Consider the following 11,972-nt stretch of genomic DNA (forward strand, 5'->3'; position numbering starts at 1 on the left):
GTGCGGCTCGCGCTGCGGCCGTACCTCCTGATCGTCCCGGCCCTGCTGCTGACCTGCGGGATCCTCTACCCGTTCGGACTCGGCCTGTACTACACGCTGTTCGACTTCTCGGCGAGCAAACCGCAGCCGGACATGGTGCGGTTCGAGAACTACACCACCGTCTTCACGCAGGAGGCGTTCTGGAACTCGGCGTGGGTGACCGTGCTGTACGCGGTCGGGGCGGCCCTCGCGGAGACCGTGCTCGGGGTGGCCGTCGCCCTGCTGCTGCACCGGTCGACCGTCGTCGGCCGGATCCTGGAGAAGATCCTGATCCTGCCGCTGATGATCGCCCCGGTGATCGCGGCGATCATCTGGAAGCTGATGCTCCAGCCGTCGGTGGGGGTGGTCAACCACCTGCTCAGGCCCTTCGGGCTGGGCGGGGTGCAGTGGACCGACACCCCGACGGGCGCGCTGCTGTCGTCGATCGCGGTGGACGTGTGGGTCTACACCCCGTTCGTGGCGATCCTCGCCCTCGCCGGGCTGCGGTCGCTGCCCGCCTCCCCGTTCGAGGCGGCGGCCGTGGACGGCGCGGGGTGGTGGTACACCTTCCGGCGGCTGACCCTGCCGATGCTGTGGCCGTACGTGCTGGTCGCGGTGATCTTCCGGTTCATGGACTCGCTGAAGGTGTTCGACATCATCTACGCCCTGACCGAGGGCGGGCCGGGTGACGCGACCGTCGTGCTCCAGATCCGGGCGTACCTGGAGGCCATCCGCTTCCAGCGCTACTCCTTCGGTATCTCCTACACGGTCGTGCTGTGGGCCGTGGTGTACCTGGCCGCGATGGTGCTGGTGAAGCACCTGGGGAAAATCCAGCGGAAGGCCGCGGAGGTCACCACATGAGGAAACGTGCCCTGGGGTGGCTCGGCGACGCCGCCCTGATCCTCTACTTCGCGTTCGCGTTGTTCCCGATCGCCTGGATGGTGATCCTGTCGCTGAAGCCGGCCGACCAGCTCTTCTCCACCTACTTCTCCTTCTCCCCCACCCTCGACGGCTACCGGACGGTCCTCGGCGACAGCGAGGGCATCCCGTTCGTGCGGTTCTTCGTCAACAGCCTGGTGGTGTCGGTCGGGGCGGTGGCGCTGTCGCTGGTGGTGGGACTGCCGGCGGCGTACGCCTCGGCGCGGTGGCGGTTCAAGGGCTCAGAGAACCTGATGTTCACGCTGCTGTCGTTCCGCTTCGCCCCCGAACTGACAGTGATCATCCCGTTGTTCGTGCTCTACCAGAAGCTCGGGCTGTTCGACACGTACGTCGGCATGGTGTGGGTGCTGCAACTCGTCACGCTGCCGCTGATCGTGTGGATCATGCGGTCCTACTTCGCCGACCTCACCCCCGAGCTGGAGCAGGCGGCCCTGCTGGACGGCTACACCCGCAAGCAGGCGTTCTTCAAGGTGGCCCTGCCGCTGGTCAAGCCGGGCATCGCGGCCGTGTCGCTGCTGGCGTTCATCTTCGCCTGGAACAACTTCGTCTTCCCGCTGATCCTCACCTCCAACGAGGCCCAGACGGTGACCGTGGGCGCCCTGTCCTTCCTCGGCGGGGACCGGCCCAAGTACAACCTCACGGCCGCCGCCGCGCTGGTCTCCGTCGTACCTCCCCTGCTGCTGGCGCTGACGATCCAGCGGTATCTGGTGCGGGGCCTGTCGTTCGGGGCGGTGAAGTCGTGATCCGGCTCAGCGGCATCCGGAAGGCGTACGGGAGGACCGTCGCGCTCGACGAGCTCGAACTGGAGGTGCGGGAAGGCGAGTTCTTCTGCCTGCTGGGCCCGTCGGGAGCCGGCAAGACCACGACCCTGAAGACCGTCGCCGGGCTCGAACAGCCCGACTCCGGCACGGTCCTGCTCGACGGCGAGGACATGCGGGGCGTCGAGCCGTACGACCGGGGGGTGGCGATGTGCTTCGAGAGCTACGCCCTCTACCCGCACCGCTCGGCCTACGACAACCTGGCCTCGCCGCTGCGTTCGCCCCGCTACCGGCTGCCCGCCGCCGAGGCCCGGCAGCGCATCGGAGCCATCGCCGAACTGCTGGGCATCTCCGCACTGCTGGACCGGCCCGTGGGCCGGCTGTCCAACGGCCAGCGGCAGCGGGTCGCCCTCGGCCGGGTACTGGTCCGTCCGGCCCGGGCCTTCCTGCTCGACGAGCCCCTCTCCCACCTGGACGCCAAACTCCGCCAGCAGATGCGGGCCGAGCTGAAGGCGATCGGAGCCGTGCAGCACACCACCACCCTCTACGTCACCCACGACTCGGTCGAGGCGCTGGCCCTCGGCGACCGCATCGGGGTCATCCGCCAGGGCCGCATCGTGCAGACCGGCACCCGGGAGGAGATCTGGTACCGGCCGTACGACACGGAGGTCGCGCGGGCCTTCGGCCGGCCCCGGATCAACCTGCTGCCGGGTGTGGTGACGGAGAGCGGCGTGCGCGCGGACGGCGGTGTCCTGCTGCCGGTCCGCGCCCGGGCCGCCCCCGGCACGGACGTCCTGGTCGGGCTGCGGCCCCGGGACGTCACCCTGCGCGGCGAGGGCCACGCACTGGCGGGGACCGTGTACGTCACCGAGGTGCTCGGCCGGTCGGTCGAGGTCACCGTCCGGCTCGGGACCGGCGTGCAGCGGGTGTCGCTCGTGGCGCCCCGGGCGGACGCGGCGCGCCTTCGTCCGGACGATCCGGTACGGCTCGTGGTCCGGCCTGAGAACCTGCTGCTGTTCGAGGCCGACCGGCCGGAGCGACCGGGACGACGGATAGAGACAGAGTCATGAGCAGCAGCAGTGGTGGACAGCAGGGGCCCGCGGCGCGCCAGGCCGCCATGGCCGAGCAGGTGCTGGCCGACGGTTCGGCGACGGCGGCGGAGCTCGCCGAGCGGTTCGGGGTGAGCCTGATGACCATCCACCGGGATCTCGACGAGCTCGAACGGCAGGGCATCGTACGGAAGTTCCGCGGCGGGGTGACCGCGCAGCCCTCGGGGGTCTTCGAGTCGAACGTGCAGTACCGGCTGAAGACCATGCGGGCCGAGAAGGCCGCCGTCGCCGAGCACGCGCTGCGCATGGTGGAGCCCGGCATGGCGATCCTGCTGGACGACTCCACGTCCACGCTGGAGATAGCCAGGCGGCTGCGTACGGCCGAGGTCACCCCGCTGACGGTCGTGACCAACTTCCTGGAGGCCATCAACCTCCTGTCCGACCAGCGGGGCATCCACCTGATGGCGCTCGGCGGCGACTACGACCCACTGCACTCCTCGTTCCTCGGGGTGTCGTGCGTGGAGGCGGTCGAGCAGCTCCGGGTGGACGTGTGCTTCGCGTCGACGTCGGCCGTGCACGGGGGCTACGCCTACCACCAGGAGCAGCACATCGTGTCGGTGAAGCGGGCGATGCTCGACGCGGCGGCCCGCAACGTCCTGCTGATCGACCACACCAAGCTCGGCCGGGTCGCCCTGCACCGGGTCGTCCCGCTGTCCCGCTTCGACACGGTCCTCGTCGACGACGGGGCGTCGCCGGAGGCCCTGCGGGACCTGGACGAGCACAAGGTCCGTTACGAGGTTTGCGCGATGAAGGGCGGCCATGACGGGAACGGGACTGGAGCTGCGTGAGCTGCGCAAGACCTACACCGCGCGGGGCCGGCCGGCGGTGGACGCCGTCCGCGGCATCGACCTGAGCCTGCGCTCCGGGGAGCTGCTGGGGCTGCTCGGGCCCTCCGGGTGCGGCAAGTCGACCACGTTACGGATGATCGCCGGTCTGGAGTCCGTCACCGGCGGGGACATCCTGATCGGCGGAACCTCGGTCGTCGAACGGCCCGCCCGGCAGCGGAACATCGGGGTCGCCTTCGAGAACTACGCCCTCTACCCGCCGCTGTCGGTCGCCGAGAACCTGGCGTTCGGCCTGAAGGCCCGGCGCGGGGCCGCCCGGGGGCCCAAGGGGGACGTCGAGCGCCGGGTGCGGGACATCGCCGAGCGGGTCGGTCTGACCGGCCTCCTCGACGCCCGTCCGGCCGGTCTCTCCAGTGGCCAGAAGCAGCGGGTCTCGCTGGCCCGGGCCCTGATCCGCGAACCGGACGTGCTGCTCCTCGACGAGCCGCTCTCCCACCTGGACGCGGCCCAGCGCGACACCACCCGCCGTGAGCTCAAACGGATCCAGAAGGACCTGGGCCACACCACGATCCTGGTCACCCACGACCAGGAGGAGGCGCTCTCCCTCGCCGACCGGATCGCCGTGATGAAGGACGGCGTCATCCAGCAGCTCGGCACCCCCTACGAGATCTACGACAGCCCGGCCAACGTGTTCGTCGCGGACTTCGTCGGCGAACCCGCCCTCACCCTGCTGCCCGGCATCTCCGGCGGCGACGGCCACGCCCGCCTCTCCGACGCGGTGCGCGTCGCACTGCCCGTGCCGGTGGAACGGGGTCGGGAGGTGGTGGTGGGGATCCGCCCGGAGGACGTCCGGCTCACCGGGGAGGGCGGTCTGCCCGCCCGGGTCGTCGCCCACGAACCGCTGCTGGAGTCGGGCCTGGCCACCCTCGCCCTGGACGGTGTCGAACGGCCGCTGGTCGTCCTCACCGACCCCGAGGTCCGGCTCGTCCACGACGAACGGGTCCGGGTCGCCGCCGACCCCGGCCACACCCATGTCTTCGACGCCGAGACGGGAGACGCACTGCGATGACTGCCGAGGAGAACGTGCGTGTCGTGGCCGCCGGTGACCACTTCGTCCTGCCGTCGCTGATCGCGCGGGCGGTGCGGCACGAGGTGGCGCGGGCCGACGTGAGGGAACTGAGGCTCGGCTGGCCGCTGGAGCCGTTCGGGCCGGTCGCCGAGGTGCAGGAGGCCAGTGACGCCGAGGACGCGGTGATCGAGGCGCTGGCCGGGGCGCAGGTCCTGGTCACGCAGATGGGCCCGGTCACCGGGAAGGTCCTCGCCGCCTGCCCGGATCTGAGACTGGTCGTGGTCTGCCGGGGCGGGCCGGTCAACGTCAACCTGGACGCGGCGAAGAACCATGACGTGCGGGTGTGCTTCGCGCCGGGCCGCAACGCCGCCGCCACCGCCGAGTTCACCGTCGGGATGATGCTGGCGGCCCTGCGCCGCATCCCCCAGGCCCACGATCCGCTGGCTCGGCACGGCAGTTGGGAGGGGGCGACGTACTACACCTACGAGCACAGCGGCCTGGAGCTGGAGGACCTGCCCGTCGGTCTGGTCGGGTACGGCGCGGTCGGCAGCCGGGTCGCGCGGGTGCTGTGCGCGTTCGGGGCGCGGGTGATGGTCCACGACCCGTATGTGCACGGCGAGATCCACGGCCTGCGCATGGCCTCGCTGGACGAACTCCTGCGCCGCTCGCAGGTGATCACCCTGCACGCCCGGCTCACGCCCGAGACGCGGGGGCTGATCGGCGCCCGGGAGCTGGCGCTGCTGCCGTCCGGCGCGGTGGTGGTGAACGTGGCCCGGGGCCCGCTGCTGGACGAGGGCGCGCTGTGCGACGCGCTGGAGAGCGGCCGGCTGTCGGCGGCGGCGCTCGACACCTACGAGCGGGAGCCGCTGCCGCCCGGGTCCCGGCTGCTGGGGCTCGCCGACCGGGTGGTCCTCACCCCCCACCTGGGCGGGGCGTCGCGGGCGGTCGCGGAGAAGGCCGCCCGGATCGCCGCCGCGGAGGTGGGCCGCTGGGTGCGCGGCGAGCCGCTCGCGCACTGTCTGACCTGAGGACCGGGAGGAGAGCCGCATGTACGTCGGCATCGATGTGGGGACGTCCGTGGTCAAGGCGGCGGCCTTCGACGCCACCGGCCGCCAGCTGGCCGTGGAGTCCCGCCCGGTGGGCCTGACCCTGCGAGGCGGCGTCGTCGAGCAGGACATGGAGGAGGTGTACGGGGAGGTCGTCTCGGTGCTCCGGGCGCTGACCTCCGCCGTGGCCGAGCCCGTCGAGCTGGCCGGGCTGACCGGGCAGGGCGACGGGGTGTGGCTGGTCGACGGCGAGGGCCGGCCGGTGCGGCCCGCCGCCTCGTGGATGGACGGGCGGGCGCACGAACTGGTCGACCGGTGGCTGGCGGACGGCACCTTCGAGACGGTGTTCCGGCGCACGGGCAGCGCGATGTTCCCCGGCTGCCCGGGCCCGCTGCTGGCGTGGCTGGACCGGTGTGAGCCGAAGGCGCTGGACGCCGCGACGGCCGCCCTGTACTGCAAGGACATGGTGTTCCGGCGGCTGACGGGAGCCGCGGCGACGACGGATGTGTCGGACGCGTCGATGCCGTTCCTGGACCCGCGGACCCGGACGTACGACGACCGGGTGGTGGAACTGCTCGGCCTGTCCCACCGGCGTGGCCTGCTCGCCCCGGTCAGTGACCCGGTCGCGACCGCCGAGGCCCGGGGCGAGGGCCTGCCGGCCGGGACTCCGATCGCGAACGGGCCGTACGACCTGCCGGCCTGCGCGCTGGGTGCCGGGGTGACGGCCCCGGGCGACGGTCTGCTGATCGTCGGCACGTGTCTGGCCAGTCTGGTCGCCACCACCGAACTCGACCTGAGCGATGAGCCGGCGGGTCTGTACATCTCCACCGACCGGCCCGGGCACTGGCTGCGCGCCATGCCCGCCATGGTCGGCACGGCGGCGCTGGACTGGGTGCTGTCGACGACCGGGGTGCGGCACGAGGAGGTGGACGGCCTGCTGGCCGGGACCCCGCCGGGCGCGCACGGCGTCCGGGTGCTGCCGTACTTCGCGCCCTCCGGCGAACGCGCCCCCTTCGTCGAGCCGCGGCTGCGCGCCGAACTCACGGGCATCTCCCTGGAGTCCACCCGGGGTGACCTGGTCCGCGCCACCTGCGAGGGCATCGGGTACGCGGCCCGGCACTGCCTGGAGGCGGCCGGCCTCACCGGGAGCCTGGCCGTGTGCGGCGGCGGCACCCGCAGCGCCGCCTGGATGCGGCTGCTGGCCGATGTGCTGGGCCGGCCGCTGCGGGTCGTCGAGGGCGAAGTGGGCGCGCGCGGAGCGGTCCTGGCGGCGGCGGAACGGTACGGGGCCGGACTGGACGCGGTGGCCTGGACGAAGCCGACGGCGGTCGTCGAGCCGGACCCCGAGCGGGCCGCGTTCTACACGAGGGGTTACGCGGAGCACCTGGACCGGCTGGCGCGGGCCCGGGACCGGGCCCGCGCATGAACCTGCCTTCGACGAAGGGGAGTCGCATGCAGCTCGCACGGAGATCCCTCCTGCTCGCGGCGGCCGCGGGAACCGCCACGGCCACCGCGGCCGCCCCCGCGGGGGCGGCACCCCGCGGGGGCGGTCCGGTGGTCATCGGTCACCGCGGCGCGGCCGGCTGGCGCCCGGAGCACACGGCGCCCTCGTACACGTACGCGGTGCAGACGGGCGCCGACTGGATCGAACCGGATCTGGTGCCGACGAAGGACCACGTGCTGGTGGTCCGGCACGAGAACGAGATCTCCCAGACGACCGACGTGGCCCGGCACCCGGAGTTCGCGGACCGCCGTACGACGAAGACGGTCGACGGGCGGCCGGTCACCGGCTGGTTCACGGAGGACTTCACCCTGGCCGAACTGAAGACGCTGCGGGCGGTGGAGCGGCTGCCCGCGGTCCGCAACCGCAACACCGTCTTCGACGGACGCGCGGAGGTGATGACCTTCCAGGAGGTCGTGGATCTGGCGCGGCGGCTGTCGCGGGAGCACGGCCGCACGGTCGCGGTGTTCCCGGAGACCAAGCATCCGACGTACTTCCGGTCGATCGGCCTGCCGCTGGAGCCGAAGCTGGCCGCGGCGATCCGCCGCAACCGGCTCGGCCGGCACGAGTGCGTGGTGCAGTCCTTCGAGCCGACGAGCCTGCGGCGCATGTCGGGCCTGGGCGTACCGCTGTGGCAGGCGCTGGGGACGACGGGCGGCCCGTACGACCTGCCCTCGACGACGTACCGGGAGATGATGACGCCCGCGGGCCTGGCGGGGATCGCGCGGTACGCGGACTGGATCGGGCCGGACAAGTCGTCGCTGGCCGGCACCTCGCTGGTCGCGGACGCGCACACGGCGGGGCTGCGGATCGGGCCGTACACCTTCCGCGCGGAGAACCAGTTCCTGCCGGAGCGGTTCCGGCGCGGGAGCGGAGCGAACGATTTCGGGGACGCGTTCGCCGAATTCGCGCTGTACTACCGCATGGGGGTCGATGCGGTCGTGACCGACTTCCCGGACCTGGCGGTGATCGCGAGGAGGGGCTGATGACGGTGAGCCGGGCGTGCCGGACCTGCGGCGGCATGCAGGAGTTCCGGAAGTTCAACGCCGCCGAGCGGGCGGCGGTCCGCGCGGAGAAGGGGGCCGGGCACTTCGTGGACGACTACTGGCGCTGCACGGCCGTCGGCTGCCGGTGGTACCAGCGCTACCTCAACCGCGGCGAGGACGGCCTGCTCCCGGAGGAGCTGAAGATCCAGGCCGTCCCCGCCGAATGAGCCCTACAGGTTGGAGAAGTCCGGGCCCTTGGTGCGGGTGCGCTTGATCTCGTAGAAGCCGGGGACCGAGGCCACGGCGAGGGTGCCGTCCCAGAGGCGGCCGGCCTCCTCGCCCTGCGGGGCCGGGGTGACGACCGGGCCGAAGAAGGCGATCTGCTCGCCGTGGGGCCCCGGCACGGCGATGACCGGGGTCCCGACGTCCTGCCCGACCTTGTCGATGCCCTCCTTGTGGGAGGCGCGCAGCTCCGCCTCGTACGGGGTGGAGTCCCAGTGCTCCAGGAGGGACTCCGGCAGGCCGACGTCCTTCAGGGCGGCGGCGACGGTCTCCTTGCCGGGGCCCTCGGCCCGGTTGTGGATGCGGGTGCCGAGCGCGGTGTACAGGTCGCCGAGCACCTCGGCGCCGTGTTCCTGCTGCGCCGCTATGACGACCCGGACGGGGCCCCACGCCTTGGTCTCCAGCAGCTCGCGGTACTCCTCGGGCAGCTCGTCCAGCCTGTTCTCGTTCAGGACGGCGAGGCTCATGAGGTGCCAGCTGACCTCGATGTCCCTGACCTTCTCCACCTCCAGCACCCAGCGGGAGGTCATCCAGGCCCAGGGGCACAGCGGGTCGAACCAGAAGTCGACGGGGGTCTTGTCCGACATGTCTCTCCTCGGAAGGCAACCGTTTTCCCCGGCAACGCCGGTATGCGCCCGCCTCATTCCCGGCTGCCCCCTGTCAGGTGCGCGTGGCAGGATCGGTCCTGTTCAGCCGTACCCCACGACACTTGAGGAGTGCCGCCCGTGCCCGGTGAGAATCTGTCCCGCGACGAGGCCCGCGAGCGGGCCGCCCTGCTGAGCGTCGACGGGTACGAGGTGTCCCTCGACCTGCGGTCCGCGGTCGGCGAGGACCCGGGGGACGGGCCCCGCACGTTCCGCTCCGTCACGACGGTCCGCTTCCGCTGCAACGAGCCCGGGGCGAGCACCTTCGCGGACCTGATCGCGCCGAGTGTGACGTCCGTCTCACTCAACGGCCGTGATCTGGACCCCGGGGAGGTCTTCGACGGCTCCCGGATCACGCTGGAGGACCTGGCCGCGGACAACGAGCTGGTGGTCGACGCCCAGTGCGCCTACTCCCGCACCGGCGAGGGCCTGCACCGCTTCGTCGACCCCGAGGACGGCGAGGTGTACCTGTACACGCAGTACGAGCCGGCCGACGCCCGCCGGGTCTTCGCGAACTTCGAGCAGCCCGACCTGAAGGCCCCCTACCGCTTCGAGGTGCGGGCACCCGAGGGCTGGACGGTGTGGAGCAACGGGGCCGGTGAGCAGGCCGACGGGGTGTGGCGGTTCGCCGAGACCAAGCCGATCTCGACGTACATCACCTGCGTGGTGGCCGGGCCGTACCACTACGTGACGGACTCCTACACGCGTACGTTCGCCGACGGCACCACGCTGGACATCCCGCTCGGCGCCCTGTGCCGCAAGGGCCTCGCGCCCTACTTCGACACCGACGACGTGTTCCTGGTCACCAAGCAGGGCCTGGACTTCTTCCACGACCACTTCGACTTCCCGTACCCGTTCGGGAAGTACGACCAGGCGTTCGTGCCCGAGTACAACCTGGGCGCGATGGAGAACCCGGGCCTGGTGACGTTCCGCGAGGAGTTCATCTTCCGCGGGAAGGTGACCCAGGCGTCCTACGAGGGCCGGGCCAACGTCATCCTGCACGAGATGGCCCACATGTGGTTCGGCGACCTGGTCACCATGGAGTGGTGGGACGACCTGTGGCTGAAGGAGTCCTTCGCGGACTTCATGGGCGCGTTCTCCCTCGTGGGCGCGACCCGCTTCACGAACGGCTGGATCACCTTCGCCAACCGCCGCAAGGCCTGGGCCTACCGCGCCGACCAGCTGCCCTCCACGCACCCGGTCACGGCGGACATCCGCGACCTCCAGGACGCCAAGCTCAACTTCGACGGCATCACCTACGCCAAGGGCGCCTCGGTGCTGAAGCAGCTCGTGGCGTACGTCGGCGAGGAGGCGTTCCTGGAGGGCGCCCGGCGCTACTTCGAGCGGCACGCCTACGGCAACACGTGCCTCGGTGACCTGCTGTCGGTACTGGAGGAGACCAGCGGCCGGGACATGAGCGCCTGGTCGCGGTCCTGGCTGCAGACGGCCGGGGTGAACGCGCTGACGCCGCAGGTGCTGCTGGACACGGACGGCCGGATCGAGGAGCTGGCGGTGGTCCAGGAGGCCGCCGAGTCCCACCCCGAACTGCGTCCGCACCGGGTGGCGGTGGGCCTGTACCGGGTGACGGACGGCGGGGCGGTGCAGCGCTACGCACGCGTGGAGACCGACGTGGACGGCCCCCGCACGGTCGTCGCGGACCTGGCCGGCGCCGAGGCCCCCGACCTGGTCCTGGTCAACGACGACGACCTGACCTACTGCAAGATCCGTTTCGACGCGACCTCGCTGGCGACGCTGCGCGAGCACCTGGGCGCGATCACCGACCCGCTCGCGCGGGCCCTGTGCTGGTCGGCGCTGTGGAACATGACGCGTGACGCGCTGCTCCCGGCCCGGGACTTCGTGGACCTGGTGCTGCGTTTCGGCGGGCGCGAGTCCGAGATCGGCGTGGTGCAGATGCTGCACGCGTGGGCGGAGTCGGCGGTCACGCACTACACGGCGCCCGCCCGGCGGGAGACGGCCGCGCGGCTGCTCGCCGAGGGGGCCCGGCGCGAGCTGTACGCGGCCGGGCCGGGCAGCGAGCACCAGCTCGCCTGGGCGCGCTTCTTCGCCCGGACGGCCGCCGCCGAGGCCGACTTCGCGCTGCTGCGGGACCTGCTCGCGGGCACGGCCACGGTCGAGGGCCTCGACCTCGACCAGGAGCTGCGCTGGGTGTTCCTGGAGCCGCTGGCCGCGCACGGGGTCGTCGACGAGAAGGCGCTGGCCGAGGAGCTGACCCGGGACGACACGGCCTCCGGCAAGCGGCACCAGGTGCGCTGTCTGGCCGCCCGCCCGTCCGAGGCGGTCAAGGCGCAGGCGTGGGCGCAGGTCGTGGAGTCGGACGCGCTGTCCAACGCCATGGTCGAGGCGACCATCGCGGGCTTCTCCCAGGGCTCGCAGCGGGAGCTGATCGCGCCGTACGCGGGGAAGTACTTCGCGGCGATCGAGCGGGTGTGGGCCGAGCGGTCGATCCAGATCGGTATGCACGTGGTGCAGGGCCTGTTCCCGTCGCTCCAGCAGTCGCGGGAGACGCTGGACGCCACGGACGCCTGGCTGGACACCCACAAGGAGGCGGCGCCGGCGCTGCGCCGGCTGGTGCTGGAGTCCCGTGACGACCTGGCACGGGCGTTGCGTGGACAGGCGTGCGACGAGGCCGCTGACCAGTAGCTTTGGCCTGAGATCGGGGCGTTCCGCCTTCGTTACGAGACGCATGCCCGGAAGCCGTAACCCCTGGCCCGCACCCGAACGGACCAGGGGCTTTCGGCACCCGAACATCCGTCCTTTAGTGCTGGGTTGTCCGTCTTTGTCGACGGACCTGTAACAGCGGTTCAAGGGTGGTCC

The 11,972-nt window shown here is 71.8% G+C and carries 11 protein-coding genes; 10 read left to right on the top strand and 1 reads right to left on the bottom strand.

Annotation, left to right across the window (positions count from 1 at the left end):
• Genes ACFV20_RS33745 through ACFV20_RS33785 form a run of 9 tightly spaced genes read left to right on the top strand, consistent with a single transcriptional unit; the run spans position 1 to position 8,438 of the window.
• Positions 1-879: a carbohydrate ABC transporter permease gene (locus ACFV20_RS33745; protein ID WP_385664068.1), complete on the top strand. Its 879-nt coding sequence runs from the start codon at positions 1-3 to the stop codon at positions 877-879.
• Complete coding sequence (locus tag ACFV20_RS33750) at positions 876-1,700, top strand: carbohydrate ABC transporter permease (RefSeq protein ID WP_385664071.1); 825 nt, start codon at positions 876-878, stop codon at positions 1,698-1,700. Before ACFV20_RS33745 ends, ACFV20_RS33750 begins: the two co-directional genes overlap by 4 nt.
• Entirely contained in the window at positions 1,697-2,785 is a 1,089-nt protein-coding gene (locus tag ACFV20_RS33755; RefSeq protein ID WP_385664074.1) for an ABC transporter ATP-binding protein, read from the top strand. The genes ACFV20_RS33750 and ACFV20_RS33755 overlap by 4 nt, the downstream gene beginning before the upstream one ends.
• Positions 2,782-3,612: a DeoR/GlpR family DNA-binding transcription regulator gene (locus ACFV20_RS33760; RefSeq protein ID WP_385664077.1), complete on the top strand. Its 831-nt coding sequence runs from the start codon at positions 2,782-2,784 to the stop codon at positions 3,610-3,612. The genes ACFV20_RS33755 and ACFV20_RS33760 overlap by 4 nt, the downstream gene beginning before the upstream one ends.
• Entirely contained in the window at positions 3,584-4,678 is a 1,095-nt protein-coding gene (locus ACFV20_RS33765; protein WP_385664079.1) for an ABC transporter ATP-binding protein, read from the top strand. The genes ACFV20_RS33760 and ACFV20_RS33765 overlap by 29 nt, the downstream gene beginning before the upstream one ends.
• On the top strand, positions 4,675-5,706 hold the full coding sequence (locus tag ACFV20_RS33770; protein ID WP_385664082.1) for a 2-hydroxyacid dehydrogenase: 1,032 nt from the start codon (positions 4,675-4,677) through the stop codon (positions 5,704-5,706). The genes ACFV20_RS33765 and ACFV20_RS33770 overlap by 4 nt, the downstream gene beginning before the upstream one ends.
• Before the next feature lie 19 nt (positions 5,707-5,725).
• On the top strand, positions 5,726-7,150 hold the full coding sequence (locus ACFV20_RS33775; RefSeq protein WP_385664085.1) for an FGGY family carbohydrate kinase: 1,425 nt from the start codon (positions 5,726-5,728) through the stop codon (positions 7,148-7,150).
• A 26-nt stretch (positions 7,151-7,176) separates the two neighbouring features.
• Positions 7,177-8,211: a glycerophosphodiester phosphodiesterase family protein gene (locus ACFV20_RS33780; protein ID WP_385664087.1), complete on the top strand. Its 1,035-nt coding sequence runs from the start codon at positions 7,177-7,179 to the stop codon at positions 8,209-8,211.
• The gene (locus tag ACFV20_RS33785; RefSeq protein WP_385664090.1) at positions 8,211-8,438 is read left to right on the top strand and encodes a hypothetical protein; all 228 of its coding nucleotides are present in this window, start codon (positions 8,211-8,213) and stop codon (positions 8,436-8,438) included. Before ACFV20_RS33780 ends, ACFV20_RS33785 begins: the two co-directional genes overlap by 1 nt.
• 3 nt (positions 8,439-8,441) lie before the next feature.
• Here the strand turns inward: ACFV20_RS33785 and ACFV20_RS33790 are convergent, their stop codons facing one another.
• The gene (locus ACFV20_RS33790; protein WP_385664093.1) at positions 8,442-9,080 is read right to left on the bottom strand and encodes a DsbA family protein; all 639 of its coding nucleotides are present in this window, start codon (positions 9,078-9,080) and stop codon (positions 8,442-8,444) included.
• Between the two features lie 138 nt (positions 9,081-9,218).
• Between ACFV20_RS33790 and pepN the strand changes: the two genes are divergently transcribed.
• Positions 9,219-11,798: an aminopeptidase N gene (gene pepN, locus ACFV20_RS33795; protein ID WP_385664096.1), complete on the top strand. Its 2,580-nt coding sequence runs from the start codon at positions 9,219-9,221 to the stop codon at positions 11,796-11,798.
• Positions 11,799-11,972: the final 174 nt, after the last annotated feature.

This window comes from Streptomyces sp. NPDC059696, from assembly GCF_042733745.1.
Taxonomy (GTDB): Bacteria; Actinomycetota; Actinomycetes; order Streptomycetales; family Streptomycetaceae; genus Streptomyces.